We start from the raw sequence: 21,404 nt of genomic DNA, 5'->3' as shown, positions 1-21,404 counted from the left end.
ATTTATCAATTCCTTAATTCTTTAACATTAAGATTTTAAGAAAGCAAAATACTTAACTTCTTAATGTTTAAATTATTATCCTACACTTCCCTCAAGAGAGATCTCCAATAATTTTTGAGCTTCAATGGCAAATTCCATTGGAAGTTTATTCAATACTTCTTTACTGAAACCGTTCACGATTAAAGCAATTGCTTTTTCTGTACTGATCCCTCTCTGGTTACAGTAGAAGATCTGATCTTCCCCGATTTTTGAAGTCGTTGCTTCGTGCTCCAGCTGAGCAGTTGGATCTTTGATTTCAATATATGGGAAGGTATGTGCACCACATTCATTACCCATCAACAGAGAGTCACACTGTGAAAAGTTTCTTGCTCCCTTTGCAGAAGGCATTACTTTCACCTGACCTCTGTATGAATTCTGAGATTTTCCTGCGGAAATACCTTTTGAAATAATCGTTGATCTTGTATTCTTTCCGATGTGGATCATTTTTGTCCCTGTATCTGCATATTGGTGATTGTTGGTCACTGCGATAGAGTAGAACTCTCCGATTGATCCGTCACCTTTTAAGATACAAGAAGGATATTTCCATGTTACTGCAGAACCTGTTTCCACCTGTGTCCATGAGATTTTTGCTTTCTTTTCACATAATCCTCTTTTGGTTACGAAATTGAAAACGCCTCCTTTTCCTTCTTCATTTCCCGGATACCAGTTCTGAACAGTTGAGTATTTAATCTCAGCGTTGTCCATGGCAATCAGTTCCACAACAGCTGCGTGAAGCTGATTTTCATCTCTTGAAGGGGCTGTACATCCCTCAAGATAAGATACATAACTTCCTTCATCTGCGATCACAAGCGTTCTTTCAAACTGTCCTGTTCCTGCCTGATTGATACGGAAGTAAGTGGAAAGTTCCATCGGGCATCTTACGCCTTTTGGAATATAGCAGAAACTTCCGTCAGAAAATACTGCGGAATTCAGTGCTGAATAAAAATTATCTCCTCTCGGAACTACTTTTCCAAGATATTTTCTTACCAAATCAGGATGGTTTTTAATCGCCTCCGAAATAGAACAGAAAATAATTCCTTTCTCCATTAAGGTATCCTGAAAAGTTGTTTTTACGGAAACCGAATCTATTACGATGTCTACAGCAACTCCTGAAAGTCTTTTCTGCTCCTCGATATTGATTCCCAGTTTTGCAAAAGTCTTTAATAATTCAGGGTCTACCTCGTCAAGGCTTTCCAGTTCCGGCTTCGTTTTTGGCGCAGCATAGTAACGGATCGCTTGAAAATCAGGCTTTTGATATTTAATGTTAGCCCAGGTAGGTTCTGTCATTTTCAGCCAGATTCTGAAAGATTCCAAACGCCATTCTGTCATCCATTCCGGCTCCTCTTTTTTAGCAGAGATCGCACGAACGATATCTTCATTTAAACCGATTGGAAACTCTTCATATTCTAGTTTCGTTTCCCACCCGAATTCATATTTTTTATTTTCTAGATCGACTCTTAAATCGTCTTCAGTATATTTACTCATTGTTTTTTTTGATTTCAGATATCAGACTACAGATCTCAGAAACAGATCTGACATCTACTATCTAATGTCTTTTCTATAAAGAAAAACTCTCTCCACAACCACACGTTCTGGATGCATTAGGATTGTTGAAAACAAACCCCTTTCCGTTTAATCCTCCTGAATATTCAAGGACTGTTCCTGCTAAATAAAGGATAGATTTTTTCTCAACAATAATTTTCACATTATTGTCTTCAAAAACTTGATCTGTGTCTGTTTTTTGATTGTCAAACCCCAAAACATACTCTAAACCAGAACATCCTCCACTTTTTACCCCTACTCTTATATAATCTTCAGCAGGGTTGAAGCCATCTTCCGACATAAGTTGGATGGCTTTTGCCTTTGCTTGGTCCGATACTTTTATCATTGTATTTATTTAGAATGATTTAATGATGCAAAAATACGAACTAATTTCCGCAATCTCAAATTGAAGATATCTATTTTAATGATTCCGATGTTATTAACGTCATTATCGATATGATTGTGAATGTTAAATTTAGATAAATTCGACCCTGTAAATTCTAAAATTCTGTTTTTGGTTTAACTTTGAGCAGGTTTTATGATCTATAAAAGAAATAATAATGAGAAACAAATTTCTTATTTTTTTTGGATTGTTTTTATTAACAATGTACCATGGGCAGACGATAAGATACATTTATCAGACTTCAGTAAATCCGGATTCAATTAATCTGGTAAGCATGAAAAGTGAAAAAACTTTTTTGGATGTCCGAGGAAAGCAGTCTTTATTCATCAGTGAAAATAAATTAATTAAAGATTCTTTATGGAGTGCGAATAAAGGAGAAGAAATAAAAAAAGAAAAAAAAGATATTTCAAAGTCAGGCATAAGAAAACATCCCGAACCTACTTTTTTTGACTATTATATCACTAAAAACATTCCTGAGCAGAAAGTTTATTTTTATGACAGAGTATTTGGAAAACAGATTTACTATCAGGAAGACAGGCCAGTGAAGTGGGAAATAACAGATGTTACTGAAGTGCAAAATGGTTATAAGGCTCAAAAGGCTCTTACAAATTTTGGAGGCAGAATCTGGACCGCATGGTTTACAAAAGATATTAATGTTTCTGACGGACCTTATAAATTCTCAGGATTACCGGGGCTTATTGTAAAGCTGGAAGATGATAAAGGAGATTATAAGTTTGATCTTGTAAAACAAATGATGATTAAAAATTCTTTTGAAGAACCAATCAACTCCGATGCAAGGCAAAGCACGAGAGTTAATTTTAATGGAGATAAAGTAGCCCTTGAACTGGAGTTTTCAAAAAACCGGAGAATAGCACCGGGCAGTGATGGAGGAATGCAGAATTTTGGCAGTGGTGGAAAACATGGTGGCGGAATGGGCGGAATGAGAGGAGGAAATCACTCAGGCAACGGGATGTCGCCCAGAGGAATGGATGGAATTGATATGTCTGGGCCAAGTTCCGGAATGAGCAGTAATTCTTCTTTTAAAAATGAAGTCAGTCAGAACCCAATTGAATTAAAATAAAATTTAAAAATGAAAAAAATAGGCATTCTTGCTTTAGCGCTGTTGATGCAGCATATTTCCGCACAAAACAACAGATTTGTGTACCAGGTAACCATGAAACCTGATGCGGAAAATAAAACGGATATTAAAACTGAAAATGCATATTTAGATATTTCCGGTGAAAAGTCTCTTTTTTATTCCGAAAACAGATACAAGAGAGATTCTATCCTGCAAAAGGCCTTTCAGGGGGGCGTTGGAAGAGCTTCAATCAATAGAGAACAGATGGAAGGATTGAGGAGCAATATCAATTATTCGGTGGAAAAAGATAAATCCAGTCAGGCCATCTCCTTTAAAGACAGGATCGGAAGAGATATTTATGTGTATGAGGAAGATCGTCCTCTGAATTGGAAAATGTCTTCTGAAACAACGAAGATAGGAGAGTATAAGGTTCAAAAGGCGACAACGGATTTTGCAGGAAGGAAATGGACCGCGTGGTTTACAACGGATCTTCCTTACCAGGACGGACCGTATAAATTTGGAGGACTTCCAGGCCTGATCGTTAAAGTAGAAGATGATAAGGGAGAATATTCTTTTGACCTGATGAAAAATTATAAAATTGCTGAACTCGTTACTTTAAACCAGTTTGGAAATACGATAAAAGTAAAAAGGGCAGATTATGTAAAGCAGCAGGAAAAATTTAAAAAAGATCCGATGTCATTTATGCAGAGTGGCGGGGGAGGAGGTTTCCCGAGCCCACCCAGATCATCCGGTGGTGGAGGAAATCAAAATCCGGCAGACATGAGAAAGAGAATGGAAGAGAGAGCAAAAGAGGAAGCTAAAAGAAACAGCAATCCTATCGAATTACAATAAAAAATAAACCCTGAAGAAGCTCTTCAGGGTTTATTTTTGTTTTATAAGACTTGTTTATTTCAAAAGCTGGTTGAACGTATCTCCCTGCTTAATATCTCCTGTATTATAGCCTTTCATAAACCATTCCTTACGCTGGGCAGAGGAGCCATGAGTAAAGCTTTCCTGATTAACATAGCCTTGCGATCTTTTTTGAATATTGTCATCGCCTACAGCTTCAGCCGCTTCTATCGCTGACTGAATATCGCCGGGTTCCAGAATCTGTTCTCTGCTGTCGGTCTGTTTAGCCCAAACCCCGGCGTAGAAATCCGCCTGTAATTCTGTAGCTACAGAAACACGGTTCATATCTGCTTCGGAATATCTTCCGCTTCTTCTTAAAGCATCTACTTTCTGGGTAGTTCCCAAAAGAGTCTGCACATGGTGTCCCATTTCGTGGGCCATGACATAAGCAATTGAAAATTCTGTCACTTTTGCTCCAAATTGCTGTTCCAGCTCTTTAAAGAAACTCATGTCCATATATACCTTATGATCTGCAGGGCAGTAAAAAGGACCCATAGCAGATTGTGCTGTTCCGCAGTCGGAGTGTGTGGTATTGTCAAATAAAACAACCTCTGCAGGCTGATACTGCATTCCATTTTCAGCAAAAATTTTAGTCCAGGTCTGCTCATTTTCGGCGGTCACCATTCGCACAAACTCACGTATTTTAAGCTCACCGGGACTTAACTCTCTCTGTTCAGTTTGAGCAGAACTGTTTCCGCCCGAAGAAGAAAGTAGTGATGACGGGTCGCCTCCTAAAAAAAATATGATTGCGGCGATGATCAGTGTTCCCAACCCGCCACCTACAATAGCTCCGCCTCCGCCAGATCCACGTCTGTCATCTACATTGTCGCTTCTATCGTCTGTCCATTTCATAATAAAAATTTTTGCCTTGTAAATTTAAAATAATATCATTACTAAATTACTACTTTTGTGAAAAATTACTGCCCGCGTGAAAAAAATTAAACTTTGCCTGTTATCAGTTGGGATAATGGCATTTACAGCCTGTAAAAAAGAAAAAGAAGATGAAGTAAACAGCGTAGACAAGACTGGTTCTATTGAAACAGAACTTTCCGTTGAACATATCGATAACGCTGATATTCTTATTACCAAACACAAGATATGGAAGGATAAACAGCTGTTCAAAGAAATTGTAAAAAAGGATACCATTCCAAGTCTTGGAGATACTCTTGTAGGTGGAGAAGACAGTGATGGCAACGACCATATTGCCAAAACGAAAAAAGACTATCAATTTTTTATAACGGTTCAATAATGAAAAAGTCCAGTTCTATCAAATTACTTTTCGTCACAAGTATATTGGCTGCCTGCTCTCAGGAAAAACCTAAAGATAAAGCCGAAAAGAAAGTCTATATGAGGTCGGATACTACGGCTTCTTATTCCAGGTCGCATGGTTTTATGGCAGGAATTCTCCTCTACCATGCCTTCAGACCATATGGGGCTTACAGCTATGGATCTTATCAGAAAGCCGGCTATTACAGTGATGCGATAAGCACCAAATCCAATGTCGGAAGAAATAATTACAAAGGAAATGTAGTAAGAGGCCAATTGGGAAGAAGCGGTTTCAGTGCATCATCATAAGCTATGGAAAGAATTCAATCACAGTTCAGGAAGGACTGGCAGCATAAGCTTGAAAATCTAGGGTTCGGATATCATTCTCTGGATGGGCTTTATTGGGATGAAAGCCATTATTACCAATTTACCACAGAAGAGATTAATACTATAGAAACAGCCACTGCCGAGCTTTGGCAGATGTGTCTGGAAGCGGTAGATTATATTATTGCAAAAAATCTTTGGGATAAATTTAATATTCCTGAATGGTTTAGGAATTATATCATCACAAGCTGGGAAGAAGATCATCCTTCTATTTACGGAAGATTTGATTTCGGTTTTGATGGTAAAAACCTGAAGTTACTTGAATTTAATGCTGATACACCGACATCGCTTTACGAAGGGTCTGTCATTCAATGGTATTGGCTTCAGGAATTGTATCCTTATAAAGATCAGTTTAATTCGATCCACGAGAAACTGGTGGGCTACTGGAAACATCTGAAAAATTATATGAATCCGCATCATATTTATTTTGCATCCCTTACCAATATTGAAGATGTCACCAATGTGGAATATATGCGTGATTGTGCTTCACAGGCGGGTTTTGATACGGAATTTATTCCCGTTCAGGACATCGGCTGGGCGGAGGATATTTCAGAGTTTGTGGCTGGAGACCGCTCGGTGATGGAATATATTTTCAAGTTGTATCCTTATGAATGGATTCTTGCAGACGGTTTTGGAGAAAAACTTGTGAAAAACGGCTTCAGATCTCAATGGATAGAACCTGCGTGGAAAATTTTACTTTCATCCAAAGCGCTTCTGCCGATCCTTTGGGAAATGTATCCTAATCATCCGTATCTGCTGGAATCTTATTTTGACCCCAGACACCTGAAAGATTTTGCTAAAAAACCAATTTATTCGAGAGAGGGAGCAAATGTGATCCTTCACAAAAATAATATTCCGGTTGAGCAGAACGATGGCATATATGGGAAAGAGGGTTTTATTTATCAGCAGTTATTTGACCTTCCCAATTTTAACGGGAATTATCCAGTCATAGGCAGCTGGGTTATCGGGCAGGAGCCTGCGGGCATTGGGATCAGAGAGAGTGTTCACCTGATCACCAATAACCAGAGCCGTTTTGTTCCTCACCTTATCGGTTAAGTTTCTTTTCTTTTAACCAGAATGAAGTGGACTGATAGGCAGAAACAGCGTCATTGACCAGTTTCTGATCAGGATCCTTCATCAGTTTTTCATCATAATGCAGTTTGAATTCAGGAGCCAGGCTGCTGGATTCCAGCTGTAAAGAATACTGTTTTACCTTTTTAACAGGTGAAATGATCGTCAGACGTCCGTCTTTTACCAATCCAAGGTCCTGGTAAGTTGCGATATAAGCTTTTGGCTGGAATTCTTTTTTGAAGACATCCTGGCCAAGGAATTTAGATTGATAATTGAAATTCAATAGTCCGAACAGGGTAGGCATCAAATCGATCTGTGACATCAGCTTATCAAATTTCTGAGGCTCAATAAATCCTTCAGAGAAGATCATCGCAGGAATTCTGTATTTGTCCATTGGAAGCTCTGTTTTCCCTGCACTGGATGCGCAGTGATCGGCAATGATGACGAAGACTGTATTTTTGTACCAATCCTGTTTTTTAGCCATTTCAAAGAACATTCTGAGTGAATAATCGGTGTATTTTACACCGCCATCACGTGATTTTGCTGTTCCCGGAATATCAATCCTTCCGTCAGGATAAGTAAAAGGTCTGTGGTTGGAAACAGTCATCCAATGGTTGAAAAACGGTTTCCCGGATTTAGCTTCAGCATTCATCGTCTGGATCGCTTTTTTAGCCATATCTTCATCGGCAACGCCCCAAACATTAGCGAAAGTGATTTCTTCAGGTTTGAAATTATTTCTGTCAACAATTCCGTAGCCGTTTCCAGCGAAAAAGTCCTGCATATTATCGAAATAGCTGTAGCCTCCGTACAGGAATTTCACATCGTATCCTTTAGATTTAAATACACTTCCTGTTGTGAATTTATTTTTATTGTCATCTCTTTTGATCACGCTTTCCCCTGCAGTAGGAGGAATACAAAGCGTTAATGCCTCCAATCCTCTTACGGTTCTGTTTCCGGTCGCATAAAGATTTGTGAACATCATGGAACGATCAGCAAGACTATCCAGGAAAGGAGTAATCTTTAAAGTTCCCCCATAATGTGCCATGAAGTCTGCGGATAAGCTTTCAATAGAGATGAGAACTACATTTTTCTTCAGTTCAGGCTGTTCTGAAACAATATTTCTGGATAATGAAGGTTCAGAATACTGGCTTAGAAATTTCTTTTCAGCTTCCTGCTGCCCGATCTGCGGATAAAACTGGAAATAATCCAGTTCATTGTGAGTAAAAGCCCAGTAGAATTTAGGAAGTCCGTTGTTTTCAATTTCGTCGGCAAAAACATTGTCCGATCTGAGCTGCATTAATGAAGATAACCCGAAAAGACTGATGCCCGCAAGAACCACGAAAGATCCCAGAAGGATCATTTTCTGTTTGAAATTCGGAAGCTCTAAAAGCTCGTCTTTTGTTTTTTTATAGATAAACCATGTCACGGCTAACGTAACGATAAGGATTGCCGAAAATAAAGGAACAACCGGATAGCTTTCCATAATGTTTCCGATGACCTCATTGGTATAGATCAGATAATCTACAGCGATAAAGTTGTAGCGCACTCCAAATTCATTATAGAAGAAATACTCACTTACCGCATTGAAGATGATCAGAAGGACATATAACAATAACGTAATGAAGTACAGTATATTTCTGATTTTGATCCTTTTTGAAGGAAGGAAAAGCATTAATCCAAAGAAAATAGTCTTGATTCCTACGAATGCAAGTGCCACTTCAGAAATGGAACCTCCATATTGGTTAAAGATATTATTCGGAATGAGCAGAATGTACAGGAAAAACAATACCAGCGCTCCAAAAATAATAGAGCCGTAGGGCTTTTTGTATTTAGAATTTGAGAGAAATAAAAAGTACACCGCCAAAAGGGTACTGGCTAGCGTAAAAGCAAAAATGTCATTCAAAAGACCGATAGACAGAACTTTGATGACTTCAAAAAATCCAAAGCTGGCCGTAGTGATCGGATGAAAAAAGAATACAATCCGGATGATCAGTGAGATAATCAGATAAAAAATCCCTAGATACAAGAATGGTTTTATTTTACTTGGAAACATGCACGTAATGTATAAGTTAATTTCCGCAAAGATAGTTTTTGTATATAACTTACAGTTAAAAAAAATAGAAACATGACATTTCTTATCGTTTTTTTGAATTATTAATGAAGGATTAACTTATTATATAGTTAAAAGAATGCATAAAAAGAATAATAGAAAAAGGATGTTCATAAAAAAGGACTATTAAAAAATAGTCCTGTATATTGTTAAGATGTATTAAAATTAAGAGTGTCCGAAACCGATGTTTCCTTTTTTGTCAGAAAGATTCTTTTTAAAATCAATCATTCTCAAAGCGGTTACGGCTGCTTCTACACCTTTGTTTCCTAAATCACCGCCGCTTCTGGCAATAGACTGTTCCTTGGTATCATCTGTCAAAACGCAGAAAATAGTGGGCGTGTCCGTTAAGATATTGCAGTCTTTGATTCCCTGTGCTACTGCTGAGCATACAAAGTCGAAGTGAGGAGTCTCACCACGGATTACGCATCCGATAGCAATCACTGCATCATATTTTCTTTCTTTGCAAAGCTGCATGCTTGCGTAGTTCAGCTCAAATGCACCCGGAACCGGGAATAGTCTGATGTTTTCTGGTTTTACCCCTTCTTTTTCAAGAATTTCCAGGGCTGCATCACGAAGATTGTAAGTTACAAAATCATTCCACTCAGAAAAAACAATGCCGATAGAAAAATCTTCGGCATTTGTTATATGAAGTGGCTTGTAATCGGATAGATTAACTGTTGCCATTTTTTAAAAATATTTAGTCATTTCAATATAAGAATCAGACATTCCGTTATCGTAGTCCTGATATTTCTCGTCAATTGCTGAGAAGTATTTCTTAGCTTCTGCATTTTTCTTTAAACCTAATGCTACTAGACCTGCTTTTCTTGTGAAATAGTAAGTGGTGTAAGCATCGTTAGAAGCAGTTGATGCTTTGTCTAATAAAGACAACGCTTCATCGTTTTTGTTAAGACCTGATTTTGCATCTGCCATAGCACCGAATTTCAATGCCATTAATGTTTTGTTGTCAGATGAAAATTTGTCTAAAAGATCGTAAGCTTCCTGGAATTTTCCTGCTTTGAATTTCAGTAAACCTGCATTGTAAGCAGAAAGTTCACCAATCTTCGTACTTGAATATTCGTTATATGTTCCTACAAAACCTGGATTAGCTGCAGAATTTCCACCTAAGGCTTCTTTATCTTTACCAGATGTTTGGTTCTTCTGAGCAGCAAGGAAACCTTTTACGGCTTCAACGTTCTTAGGAGCCACTACAAACTGTTTGTAAGCAAAGAATCCTAAAACACCCAAAACCAATACCCCGAATACAATACCCAATTGTTTTGAATATTTCTCAAGGAATCTCTCAGTGTTTAAAGCCTCTCTGTCAAGGTCTTTAAAGAACTCAACTGTTTCTTTACCTTCTTGCTCGTTCTGAGCATTGTTTCCCAATTTTGCCATAAATTCTTAAAAATTGAACTGCAAATTTAATTGTTTCTGAATGATTTACAAAATACTTTGAAGTATTATTGTGAAAATGTTGTGAATTGTCAGATGTTAATGGTAAAAACGCTTCGACTCCGCTCAGCGTGACATCTCTAATACCAATCTTTTTTAGTTTTAGATCAGAGTTTAATATTCCAGGATGCTGTAAACTTCTGCCCCGAATTTACTAAGCTTTTCCGTTCCGTTAAGATCTTTTAATCCGATAAGGAAGCTGAACTGTGAAACGGTTGCGCCTTGTTTTTCTACCAATTTAGCAGCAGCTTCTGTAGTTCCTCCGGTTGCCAGAAGATCGTCATGAATGAGGATTCTCTGTCCTTTTTTGATCTGTCCGTCACGGGTTTCTATGATGGCACTTCCGTATTCAAGATCATATTTTTCTGAAATGACCGGTGGGGGAAGTTTTCCTGCTTTTCTGATTAAAATAAACGGAACCTCCAAAGCAACAGCGATGGCAATCCCGAAGAGATAACCACGGCTTTCTATTCCGCATACGGCATCTATTTTCCCTTTGCTGAAAGCGGCCAGTTCTGTGATGACGTCCTCATAAAGCTTCGGGTCCAGGAAAATAGGTGAAATATCCTTGAATTGGATTCCCGGGATGGGAAAATCAGGAATATTTTCAATAGTTTGTTCGAGTCTTTTGATCAGTTCTTGTGAAGCCATTAAGGGTTTATTTTATAGCTGGAAATTTTCCAGTCTCCATTTACATTTTTAAGTCCGAAGGTTACTTTTAAAGAAGTTGTTTTTCCGTTCTTATCCGTTACATCATACGTTGCGTTTACGCTGGCACCGCTGGAGTTGGTCGCATTGGTTGTAATGTTTTTTACACTTACATTTTTCACCGATCCAAAACCTGAAGTAGGGTTGGAGAATGATTCATAGCTTCCCCAGCTTGGATTACTTGAATTATCGTACGCCGCTTTAAGGTTCTGAGAGCTTACACTGCTTAAAAACTTACTCACTGTATTTTTTGGATCTGCAGCCGGTTGTTTTGGTCCAGCCGGAGTAGTTGTCGTTGCGTTTGGATCTGTAGGCGTTGGTGTTGCTGCAGGATTATTTGGATCGATGGCAGCACTTGGATCCTGTGTTACAGATGTGGAATCCGTTTTTGGTGGAGCAGGAACTTTCAGAGCTGATGGGTTTACATCAAGTCCGATTTTAGACATTTTGAATGTCTTTGCTGTCGTTTTTACTGAAACCGTAATATCGATTTTGTTGTCTACCACTTTTGCCGCAGGAATAGAAGAGAATTTTAAATTAAATCCTTTGAAATTATTATCCTGCATCAGGTTTTTTGCGGTAGAAAGTTTTACTCCGTTGCTGAAGACCTCCAAAGTAGCTTCCAGACCTGCACCGGTAAATGAAACAGGATTTCCTGCAGCATCTACAAGTCTCGGAACGATCTGAATAGAAGTAGGAGCGCCATTTCCATCGTCGCCTGTAGGTCTGGTAACAATGCTTAATGAGTTTGCTTTTACATCATTGGCATCGGTTTCTTTGGCTTTGTCATCCCCGAAAATGTTCATTTCTCCAAGAGAAGGGGGAGATGTACTGGCCCATTCGATTCCGTTTTTCTGTGCCACCTGATCGGCAAGGGTAAGGATCTCAGGAACTTTTTTTCCGTCGATAAGCTTTCCAAGGGCTTTCAGTTCTTCTACATCACCTTCTGCATCCACACCAAAAGTCTTTAGGATATAAAGAGCTTCACTGAATTTGATCTGTTTAATTGTTGAAAGGCTGGAAGTCATATCGTTGATACTGGACTGCAGCGTTTTAGTATTCGTAGCATCTACGTGATCCTTCCTGCATGCCGTAAAAAGCAACAGACTGAGAACAAGTAGAAAAGAAAACTTTTTCATTTTATTTTGTTTACTGCAAATTTAGTAAAACCTTTAATAATAGCTGGTTTTTATTTTTATTTTGTGTTTTTTAGAATTTTACTTTTTTTTCAGAAGATTTTTCTTTTTATAAAATTAAAATAGGAGTCCTGTAAATAAGTATTCATGATGGTCTTTCATCAGAATTATGATCTATAGGACTCACTTTAATGTCTTGTTCAGAAGCTTAATAGGAGAAAGCTGCTTGTTTTAGGAAATTTTTCTTATTTCTCGTTAATTGCTTTCTGTAGTTTCTGTTTTGAATTTTCTCCATCAATGAGTTTATGGGTAATAATCCCGTTTTTAATCACGAAATGAGTGGGGTATGCCGCAATATTGTATTTTTTTGAGATATCCAAAGCATTTGGAACAATATGATAAGAAAACTGATGTTTTCCGAGGAACTTCTTCAGCTTGTCTGCTTTGTCTGTAGCAAATGCAATAAAAACGACATCAGGATTCGCTTTAACGAGTTCGTTGAGCTCCGGAATTTCTTTGACACAAGGCAGGCAGTTGGTAAACCAGAAATTTAATACTACAGTTTTATTTTTAAGTTTGGATAACTGATGTTTTTTTCCTTTGATATCAGTGACTGTAAAATCGATGGCCGGTCTTGGCTTATAATCCAGAGTTTCAATCAGCTGTTGTATTCCCTCGGGAACTTTATAGGCAATTTCTTCTGGACCCATGGGTTTAAGTTTAACTTCTGTTATTTGGTCATTCTTGATGACCGGATCGAAGATGTATTTTAAGGTGTACAAAGAATCTGTAAATTGTGCAGTGGTAAGAACATTTCCTTTCTGATCTTTTTTAATACTTTCTGCTGGGATTTGTAACAGATCCAATAAGGTTTTTTTTGCGCTCCCTTCCTGTTGAGCAGACAATCCAATGCTACCAAGTAGCAAAAAATAAAGGATAATAAATTTAGATTTCATAAGTGTGTTTTTTTATTATTTATGGTTTAGAAAAATTCAAATGAGGGTAAAGTATTGTTAAAGGGTTGTTTTATGTTTTTCATATCATTTAATTCTTAATTTTATTGATCACATCTTATTTCTTATTTTCCTGTTCCTTCAGATCATCTTTGAAAAACGAGCTGAAAATGGTTTGCATATTAGGAAATGAAGAGTCTTGCCAATATTTTGTGGTATAATTGCTGTTATCCTTGTCAAATTTTACTTTTTCAATATCGTTGTCATTGCTGAAGTTGAATTCTGTAGGATAAAAATTATTGTAGAGGATAATCTGATTGTACTCCGGTTCACTTTTGTGTTTCAGTTTTACGAATGCTACTTCATTGTATTCAAGGAAGTCTTTCAGGGTTTTGTCTGATCCTTTTTCAAAAGACATATTCAGAATGGTTCTGATATCAAAGAATCTAAACCCAAATAGTGAAAACTCTTTCTCCTGAAGAGCAGCACCGGTTACTTCTATCTGATCTTTGCGGTCTCCTTTTAATTCTTTGATCGTGTTTCTTTTTGTTTTGTATTCTTCTGGATTTCCGACATTTTTAAGTTTGGGAAGCTGTAAAGAATTACCATAATTCCATGATGAAGTTTCTTTTTTCTCAATTTTCTGTTCCGCGATTCTGAAAACTCTGTATTGTTCCACGTTGGTGCTTTTCAGTTTTTTGGATTTATTGTCGAAAATGTAAGTTACTATTCCGTCAGTATAAGCATTCAGTTTATTATTGACGGTTACATAAGCATTGAAATTTCCTTTAATGAAGATGTATTTTGCCGGTTTTGAATTTTTAATGACAACCGTTTCTATTTCCTTTACCTGATCGTTTATTTTAATTACGTCCTGGTTGAAGTCGGAGTAAGAGAGTGTAGCTACAGAAAAGTTATTGTAAACCAGCTGGAATTTTTCCTGAGAAGGGATGATGGCCTGTTTGTCTATTTTTCCGTCAATATCAGAAAAAGCCAGGATACTTCCATCTTTTCCGAAAACGGAAACTTTAGGGAGAGGCTTGTTCGTGCGTTCAGAAATAAAAGTTATAGTTTGTGCCTGAATAAAGCTGAACAGAAAAATGAACAACGTGAAGAGCAGATAATTTCGTTTCATAATGATATTTTGTTTTGTTGGTTTATTGAAATCATACATCAATCTCATTATATAGACACACAAAATTCAAAATGGTTGCCTGAGCAGATTAAAATGTTCAGTTGTCTGCATAAAAAAAGACTGATCATTACAATCAGTCTTTTTTATTTTATTTCTGTTACAAGTTCTTAGAAAGGATACTCATAAATTTCAGATTCGTGAAGGTAAGGGTTACCTGTAGGGATCAGTTTCAGTTTAGACAATGCTGTCAGTACTGTGAACATGAATAATCCAACTACAAAAAGAAGCGCACCTAATATTAAGATGAATACTTCAGGAGTTTTCCAGTATGGACCTACCGTTCCCGGCATTACCATGTTGAAGTAGTCTAAGATGTGTCCTAAAATAACCACAACAGCCATAACGGTTACTACTTTGTAATTTCTCTTGATGCTGCTGCTCACTAATACCAATAGTGGTAATAAGAAGTTTACGATCAGCATTGGTAAGAAAGTAATTCCGTAGTGTTGGAATCTTCCGAAGAAGTAGTTCACCTCTTCCGGAACGTTCGCATACCAGTAAAGCATGAACTGAGCAAACCATGTATATGTCCAAAGCATACTTGTAGCGAAAAGGAATACTCCTAAATCGTGTAAGTGGTTGTCATTGAACTGAGGTAGGAATCCGTTTTTCTTCAGGTAAACACTTAGAAGGATAATCACAGCGATTCCACTTGAAAGACAGCTTACCATTGAATACCAGATATACATTGTAGAATACCAGTGAGGGTCAATAGACATCAACCAGTCCCAAGCCCAGGCTGCAGAAGCAAATCCGAAGAATGCGATATATCCTACTGCCCATCTGTAAAGGAACTGATACTCAACCAAAGATTTTGTATCGTCCACTTTTTTAGACTGTGCTTTCAGTTTCCATGCAAAGAATGAAGCTCCTACTACATAGATTAATGTTCTGATCGCATAGAAAGGGATGTTTAAGAATCTTTTCTTTTCGAATAAGATCACGTCGAAATGTGCAGAATTAGGATCTGTCAAATCCGGATCCATCCAGTGGAAAATATGACCCTGGTGGAAGATATTCAGTAACATTAATATTACTAAAATAGCACCTCCATAAGGAATATAAGAAGCAATAGCTTCCATTACTCTTGTAATAATGATTGGCCATCCTGCATGAGCTGCATGCTGAATACAGTAGAAAAATAATACTGCACAACTTACTCCGAAGAAAAATACAGCTACGAAATGTATTGATGCTAAAGGCGAATTATGAATCTGCATTGTCGCATGCTCTAAATGAGAAGCTTCATCCTGAGGTCCTACCATTTCACTAGAGTGAGTAGGTGCTGTGTGACCTGCAGAGTGAACTGCCTCCATCATTTCTTTAATTCTCTCTGTACTGATTCCATGATTCATGAAATAACCAATACCAAACAGAACTAAACCTGCAACAAGAAGTATTAGAGAAGTTGATTTTAATTTTGGTGAAAAACTATACATTTCTTTTCTTATTTTTTAGTTTCGGTAGTCGTCTCTGTTGCTGCTGCAGCGGGTGTAGCTGTAGCTGTTGTAGCTGCTGCGGGTGCTGCTGCTCCTTTTTTGAAGGCGCTCATCACATACATTGCTACTCTCCATCTGTCACCAGCATTAAGCTGACCAGCATAAGATCCCATTGCATTTCTACCGTTAGTTAATACATAATGAACAGATCCTACAGTAATTTCTCTGTCAGCATAGTTAGGTACACCAGAGAAAGCTCCGCTTTGTACAATTGGACCTTGCCCATCACCACCAGTTCCGTGGCATGCAGCACAAGTATGATCGAACAACATTTTTCCTCTTTCAATATCCTTAGCTGCATTAGCCGGATTAAGAGGTGATCCTGTCATCTTTTTGGATGCATCGTAACCAGCGTTATATTCGTCTACATTTTTAGGAAGAAGACTTTCTTCGAAAATTCCGTCTTTATTCTGAGCAACTGAACCTTCTACAGGAGCAAGACCTGTTGCAAAACTATTTTTAACGAAAGCGGGGATTTCATTTTCATGATCTGAATAAGCATCCTGAGCTTTCATCAATGGATCGTAAGCTACCGGAAAATACATATCCGGGAAATATACCAATGGTGTATTTTCTTTTGGTCCGCAAGAATTAAGTAAAACCGTTGCTAAACCTAAAATAGCTGTAATTTTTAATACATTCTTTTTCATTTTAAGCGTCTTTAACAGTTATTTCTTCAACTCCAGTTTCAATAAGTAACTGCTTTACAGACTCTACGTCTTCAGTTACAAATTCCATAAGGAATTTATCATCAGTAGTTCTTGGATCTGGGTTCTGAGCCGGAGCTCCCGGATACATTTTGTTTTTAACCAAGAAAGTTAAAGACATCATGTGAGCGGCACAGAATACCATTAATTCGAACATAGGTACCACGAATGCAGGCATGTTGTGTGCCCAGTCAAAAGCTGGTTTACCACCAATATTCTGAGGCCAGTCATGATTCATCACATACCACGTTACCGTAGCACCGATGGTCACTCCATAAAGAGCATAGAAGAATGCAGCATCCGAAATTCTGGTTTTCTTTAAACCTAGAGCTTTGTCAAGTCCGTGAACCGGAAACGGAGTATACACTTCGTTGATCGCAATTCCTTTATCGTTGAATGCCTTAACGCCGTTCATTAAATCGTCGTCATCGGCATAAAGTCCGTATACAATTTTAGTGGTGCTCATCTCCTTCTTTTGATTTATAAGTTTCACCTGAAATTTTCAGAATCGATTTTAATTCAGCCTGTGCAATTACAGGGAACGTTCTTGCGTATAGTAAGAATAAAACAGAGAAGAATCCGATTGTTCCTAAATATACACCCACATCAATGATCGTTGGCTTAAACATAGTCCAAGATCCTGGTAAGTAATCTCTTGAAAGGTTGATAACGATGATATCAAAACGCTCAAACCACATACCGATGTTGATAATTAATGCAATAACAAATGTTGCAATAATGTTTGTTCTTACTCTCTTGAACCAGAATAATGCCGGAACAATCAAGTTACAAGTAATTAGCGCCCAGAATGCCCACCAGTAAGGTCCTACTGCAGCACCCGGAGAAAGATATGTAAAGTCTTCAAATCTTGATCCTGAATACCATCCGATGAAATATTCAGTAGCATAAGCTACCGTTACCATACCCCCTGTAAGAACGATTACGATGTTCATAATTTCAATATGATACATTGTGATGTATTCTTCTAAGTGACATACTTTTCTGGCAATCAACAATAGTGTCTGTACCATCGCGAACCCTGAGAAGATCGCACCGGCTACGAAGTAAGGAGGGTAGATTGTAGAGTGCCATCCTTTAATAACCGACGTTGCGAAGTCAAATGATACCGTGGTGTGTACCGAGAATACAAGTGGAGTCGCTAAACCTGCAAGAACCAAAGAAAGTTCTTCGAATCTCTGCCAGTGTTTTGCTTTACCACCCCATCCAAATGCTAGGAATGTATAAATTTTCTTAGTCCAAGGTGTTTTAGCTCTATCTCTGATCATTGCAAAGTCAGGGATAAGTCCCATGAACCAGAATACAGTTGATACTGAGAAATACGTTGAGATCGCAAATACGTCCCAAAGTAGAGGAGAGTTAAAGTTCCCCCAAAGAGAACCGAACTGGTTCGGTAATGGGAATACCCAGTATCCTACCCAAACTCTACCCATGTGGATTACAGGGAAGATCGCTGCCTGTACAACCGCAAAGATCGTCATCGCCTCTGCAGATCTGTTTACAGACATTCTCCAACGCTGTCTAAATAATAATAATACTGCGGAGATAAGTGTTCCGGCGTGACCGATACCTACCCACCATACGAAGTTGGTAATATCCCAACCCCAGTTAATAGTTCTGTTAAGCCCCCATGCTCCAATACCTGTCCCGATAGTGTAGGCGATACAGCCGAATCCGTATAGAAATAGAACTAAGGCTGCGTATAGTGAGATCCACCATAATTTACCTGCTCTTTCTTCGATAGGTCGTGCGATATCTTCCGTAATATCGTGATAAGTTTTGTGACCAATAATTAGAGGTTCCCTTATCGGAGCTTCGTAATGTCCTGACATTTTTTACCTATTTATTATTTAAACTTTATTTTTCTACTCTGTTTCTTACTTTAGTGTGATAGAACACGTTTGGTTTTGTGCCGATCTCCTCTAGTAAATAATATCTTCTGTTGCTAGAATATAATTCTCTCACTTCAGATTCTTTGTCATTCATGTCTCCAAACGTCATTGCTCCAGTAGAACAAGCAGCAGCACAAGCACAAGAATTTTTAAATTCAGTGTCAGATACTTTTCTGTTTTCTCTCTTAGCAGCTAAGATTGTAGCTTGAGTTTCCTGGATACACATTGAACATTTCTCCATTACCCCTCTCGTTCTTACCACAACATCCGGGTTAAGCACCATTCTTCCTAAATCGTTATTTTGATTAAAGTCGAATTTATCATTCAGGTTATAAGTAAACCAGTTGAAACGTCTTACTTTGTATGGACAGTTGTTTGCACAATATCTGGTACCGATACATCTGTTGTAAGCCATATGGTTCTGACCTTGCTTACCGTGTGAAGTAGCCGCTACCGGACATACAGTTTCACAAGGAGCGTGGTTACAGTGCTGGCACATCACCGGCTGGAAGATTACATCTGGATTGTCTGCAGGGTGGTTTAATGCACCTCCGTCTCCGAATGCTGTACCGTACAATTCAGGTACTGCCATTCCTTCTTTCAATCCTTCGTATACTTCTACTTTCTGTCTAGAAGAATAGTAACGGTCAATTCTTAACCAATACATATCTCTGGACATTCTGATCTCTTCTTTACCTACTACAGGAACGTTGTTTTCTGCCTGACAAGCAATGATACATGCTCCACAACCAGTACAAGAGTTCAAGTCGATTGATAAGTTGAAGTGAGGTCCGTCTGTATCATCGAAAGCATCCCAAAGGTCAATCTTTCTTGCTGGAAGAGCTCCACTGATCGTGTGATATTCCAAAGGCTTGTTCCATCCTTTATGTTCGTCATCGAAAGCTACGTTGATGAATTCAGCCAAAGGAACTTCCTTAGCGATTTCGTAACGTCCCATTAATGTATTCTGAAGCTGGATACCTGCGAATTCGTGATCTTCTCCTGTTTTTTCGATCTTAACTCCTGAAACAGTTAAGTTAGTACCGTCGAATAATGGATAAGCGTTTACCCCAGTATCAGCAGTCGTTCCGGAATCTTTTTTACCGTATCCAAGCGCAAGACCTACTGATCCTTCTGCCTGTCCCGGTTGAACGAATACAGGAACGTCTTTTATTGTTACTCCGTTTACAGTAAGGTTTACAATAGAACCATCCAGCTGCATTCTTGCATTAAGATCGTTATCAATCGCAAATTTTTCTGCATCTTTTGGAGAAATAGTCAGATAGTTATCCCAAGACATTCTTGTGATAGGATCCGGTAATTCCTGAAGCCAAGGGTTGTTGGCCTGAGTACCGTCACCCATTGAAGGCTTGGTATATAATACTAATTCTAATTCGGAAGCCTTGAAGTTTCCTAATTCAGCAATAGCCTGAGTAGCATTTCCTCCTGAATAAGATAATGCAGTGGCATTATTGGAAGTCGTGATACCGTTATATAAAGCTTTGTTGAATGAAGTAGCGCCTAAGATAGATGCTGCACTTCCTTTCAGATAGTCGTAGTAATTGTTTGCAGCGTTGTTTTTACCATTTTTCCAAACCAATAGAGATTCTTCAATCTGTCTTGATTTGTAGATCTTCTGGATCGTAGGCTGCATTAATGAATATACGCCGGTCTGAGGTTCGATATCACCCCAAGACTCCAGCCAGTTTGCTACCGGGATTACAGCTTTCGCTGCTTTGTACATTTCATTTTTCTTATCCGCTACGGCTACTACACAAGCAACTTTAGCTAAAGATTTTTTGAAATCTTCTCCTTTCGGATGAGAGTAGATAGGGTCTACGTTGTTTGCGATCAATACGCCAACCTGACCTGCATTTACCCATCCTAAGAATTCCTGGTATCTTGCTTTATCAAATTCTTTCAGGAAGTTCGCTTTACCTGTGAAAGCTACTGAACCTAATTTTTGGTTGATTAAGTGTGCTAAAACCTGTGCTCCTTTAGAACCGTCAGCTAAAACAACAGCTTTGCTGCCTTTCGCTTTAAGTTCTGTTGCAATTTCAGTAGCGGTCTTATCAGAAGTACCACCACCTACGATTGCATTGTAAACTTCAACTAGAGTTTTGTTTACTGCACTTGGCTTTAATCTGTATCTTGAGTCAGCATTAGCACCAGTTAATGACATGTTTGATTCCACCTGAATGTGTCTCAACATGTTGGGTCCTGGCTTTCTTGCTGCTGCGAAAGATGTTTCTAAACTTGCTCCGTTGTAATCTCCTAAGAAATCAGCCTGGAAAGAAACGACCAATTCTGAACCTTTAAGGTCATAAACCGGCAATGCTCTCTGTCCGAATACTTCCTGAGCGGCATCTAAAGCTGCAGAGTGAGGATACGCATCATACGTTACCAGTTCCGCAGTTGGATATTTAGCTTTGAATTCTGCAAATAGCTTTTTGAAAGTAGGAGAAGGGAAAGAGTGTGACAAAAGCACGATCTTTTTACCTGCTGCACTTGCATCTGCCAGACCTTTAAGAACAAAACTATCTACTTTATCGAAAGTTTCGTCTTTACCGTCCAGTTTAGGCTGCTTTACTTTATCGTTATCATAAAGAGAAAGTACACTTGCCTGAGCTCTTGCATTAGTTGTTCCTAAATCACCTGCTGCCGGGTTCGGATCTATTTTGATAGGTCTTCCTTCACGGGTCTTTACTAAAACACTGGCGAAGTCGAATCCGTCAAAATAAGTTGAAGCGTAATAATTCGGAACCCCTGGAATAATGTCGTGTGGCTTTACCACATAAGGAATCGTTTTAATTACCGGTGCTTCACAGGCAGCCAATGTTACGGCTGCTGTAGAGAATCCTAATATTTTTAAGAAATCTCTTCTTGAAGTACTGGATCCGTTCTGTTCAGCATCTCCAAGGAAATCTTCTACCGGAATTTCTTCCTGAAACTCTTTCTGAGCCAGCTTATTATTCAAAGCTGGGTCTTTAAGTTCATGAATACTTCTAAATTGTATTTTGTTTGAAGCCATTTATACTTCTA

Annotated in this window: 20 protein-coding genes; 5 read left to right on the top strand and 15 right to left on the bottom strand. The window is 38.4% G+C overall.

Translation table 11 applies throughout. The annotated features are described in order from the left end of the window. Positions 1–75: 75 nt before the first annotated feature. Entirely contained in the window at positions 76–1,524 is a 1,449-nt protein-coding gene (gene sufB, locus N0B48_RS15745) for a Fe-S cluster assembly protein SufB (protein ID WP_259839755.1), read from the bottom strand. A gap of 73 nt (positions 1,525–1,597) precedes the next feature. After that, positions 1,598–1,927: a HesB/IscA family protein gene (locus tag N0B48_RS15740; protein ID WP_259839754.1), complete on the bottom strand. Its 330-nt coding sequence runs from the start codon at positions 1,925–1,927 to the stop codon at positions 1,598–1,600. Between the two features lie 214 nt (positions 1,928–2,141). Here N0B48_RS15740 and N0B48_RS15735 point away from each other — a divergent pair, with 214 nt between their 5' ends. Both N0B48_RS15735 and N0B48_RS15730 read left to right on the top strand, forming a co-directional pair. Beyond that, on the top strand, positions 2,142–3,065 hold the full coding sequence (locus N0B48_RS15735; protein WP_259839753.1) for a GLPGLI family protein: 924 nt from the start codon (positions 2,142–2,144) through the stop codon (positions 3,063–3,065). Positions 3,066–3,074: 9 nt separating this feature from the next. Further along, positions 3,075–3,914, top strand: coding sequence for a GLPGLI family protein (locus N0B48_RS15730; RefSeq protein ID WP_259839752.1), 840 nt, complete (start codon positions 3,075–3,077; stop codon positions 3,912–3,914). 54 nt (positions 3,915–3,968) lie between these two features. Here the strand turns inward: N0B48_RS15730 and ypfJ are convergent, their stop codons facing one another. Then, positions 3,969–4,823, bottom strand: a complete 855-nt coding sequence (ypfJ, locus tag N0B48_RS15725; RefSeq protein WP_259839750.1) for a KPN_02809 family neutral zinc metallopeptidase — start codon at positions 4,821–4,823, stop codon at positions 3,969–3,971. A 76-nt stretch (positions 4,824–4,899) separates the two neighbouring features. On the opposite strand from ypfJ, the gene N0B48_RS15720 reads away from it, so the two are divergent. The 3 genes from N0B48_RS15720 to N0B48_RS15710 are packed head-to-tail and all read left to right on the top strand — an operon-like array spanning position 4,900 to position 6,677. Further along, positions 4,900–5,220: a hypothetical protein gene (locus N0B48_RS15720; protein ID WP_259839747.1), complete on the top strand. Its 321-nt coding sequence runs from the start codon at positions 4,900–4,902 to the stop codon at positions 5,218–5,220. Then, positions 5,220–5,546, top strand: a complete 327-nt coding sequence (locus N0B48_RS15715) for a hypothetical protein (RefSeq protein WP_090026049.1) — start codon at positions 5,220–5,222, stop codon at positions 5,544–5,546. The genes N0B48_RS15720 and N0B48_RS15715 overlap by 1 nt, the downstream gene beginning before the upstream one ends. A 3-nt stretch (positions 5,547–5,549) precedes the next feature. Next, a complete protein-coding gene (locus N0B48_RS15710) occupies positions 5,550–6,677 on the top strand; it encodes a glutathionylspermidine synthase family protein (RefSeq protein WP_259839745.1) in 1,128 nt (375 codons plus the stop codon). Here the strand turns inward: N0B48_RS15710 and N0B48_RS15705 are convergent. From N0B48_RS15705 to N0B48_RS15650, 12 genes are all read right to left on the bottom strand, one after another. Beyond that, positions 6,667–8,745: an LTA synthase family protein gene (locus N0B48_RS15705; RefSeq protein WP_259839743.1), complete on the bottom strand. Its 2,079-nt coding sequence runs from the start codon at positions 8,743–8,745 to the stop codon at positions 6,667–6,669. The genes N0B48_RS15710 and N0B48_RS15705 overlap by 11 nt on opposite strands. 222 nt (positions 8,746–8,967) lie before the next feature. Then, positions 8,968–9,486: a 6,7-dimethyl-8-ribityllumazine synthase gene (ribH, locus tag N0B48_RS15700; RefSeq protein WP_223608534.1), complete on the bottom strand. Its 519-nt coding sequence runs from the start codon at positions 9,484–9,486 to the stop codon at positions 8,968–8,970. Positions 9,487–9,489: 3 nt separating this feature from the next. Next, entirely contained in the window at positions 9,490–10,197 is a 708-nt protein-coding gene (locus N0B48_RS15695; protein ID WP_259839738.1) for a YfgM family protein, read from the bottom strand. 171 nt (positions 10,198–10,368) lie between these two features. Beyond that, positions 10,369–10,905 carry an adenine phosphoribosyltransferase gene (locus N0B48_RS15690; RefSeq protein ID WP_090026043.1) on the bottom strand — a complete coding sequence of 179 codons (537 nt, stop codon included), beginning with the start codon at positions 10,903–10,905 and terminating at the stop codon, positions 10,369–10,371. Next, positions 10,905–12,101: a hypothetical protein gene (locus tag N0B48_RS15685; RefSeq protein ID WP_259839736.1), complete on the bottom strand. Its 1,197-nt coding sequence runs from the start codon at positions 12,099–12,101 to the stop codon at positions 10,905–10,907. The genes N0B48_RS15690 and N0B48_RS15685 overlap by 1 nt, the downstream gene beginning before the upstream one ends. 242 nt (positions 12,102–12,343) lie before the next feature. Next, on the bottom strand, positions 12,344–13,054 hold the full coding sequence (locus N0B48_RS15680; RefSeq protein WP_259839735.1) for a TlpA family protein disulfide reductase: 711 nt from the start codon (positions 13,052–13,054) through the stop codon (positions 12,344–12,346). A 115-nt stretch (positions 13,055–13,169) separates the two neighbouring features. Next, positions 13,170–14,186 carry a hypothetical protein gene (locus tag N0B48_RS15675; protein WP_259839733.1) on the bottom strand — a complete coding sequence of 339 codons (1,017 nt, stop codon included), beginning with the start codon at positions 14,184–14,186 and terminating at the stop codon, positions 13,170–13,172. A 167-nt stretch (positions 14,187–14,353) separates the two neighbouring features. Then, a complete protein-coding gene (locus tag N0B48_RS15670; protein WP_259839732.1) occupies positions 14,354–15,685 on the bottom strand; it encodes a quinol:cytochrome C oxidoreductase in 1,332 nt (443 codons plus the stop codon). A gap of 8 nt (positions 15,686–15,693) precedes the next feature. After that, complete coding sequence (locus N0B48_RS15665; protein WP_259839731.1) at positions 15,694–16,395, bottom strand: c-type cytochrome; 702 nt, start codon at positions 16,393–16,395, stop codon at positions 15,694–15,696. Position 16,396: 1 nt separating this feature from the next. Next, on the bottom strand, positions 16,397–16,918 hold the full coding sequence (locus tag N0B48_RS15660; protein ID WP_259839730.1) for a DUF3341 domain-containing protein: 522 nt from the start codon (positions 16,916–16,918) through the stop codon (positions 16,397–16,399). After that, on the bottom strand, positions 16,905–18,302 hold the full coding sequence (gene nrfD, locus N0B48_RS15655) for an NrfD/PsrC family molybdoenzyme membrane anchor subunit (RefSeq protein WP_259839728.1): 1,398 nt from the start codon (positions 18,300–18,302) through the stop codon (positions 16,905–16,907). The genes N0B48_RS15660 and nrfD overlap by 14 nt, the downstream gene beginning before the upstream one ends. Before the next feature lie 25 nt (positions 18,303–18,327). Beyond that, positions 18,328–21,393, bottom strand: a complete 3,066-nt coding sequence (locus N0B48_RS15650) for a TAT-variant-translocated molybdopterin oxidoreductase (RefSeq protein WP_259839727.1) — start codon at positions 21,391–21,393, stop codon at positions 18,328–18,330. Between the last annotated feature and the right edge of the window lie 11 nt (positions 21,394–21,404).

The sequence above is a fragment of the Chryseobacterium herbae genome (genome assembly GCF_025154075.1).
Taxonomy (GTDB): Bacteria; Bacteroidota; Bacteroidia; order Flavobacteriales; family Weeksellaceae; genus Chryseobacterium; species Chryseobacterium herbae.
This window is presented reverse-complemented; position numbering and strand designations above follow the sequence as displayed.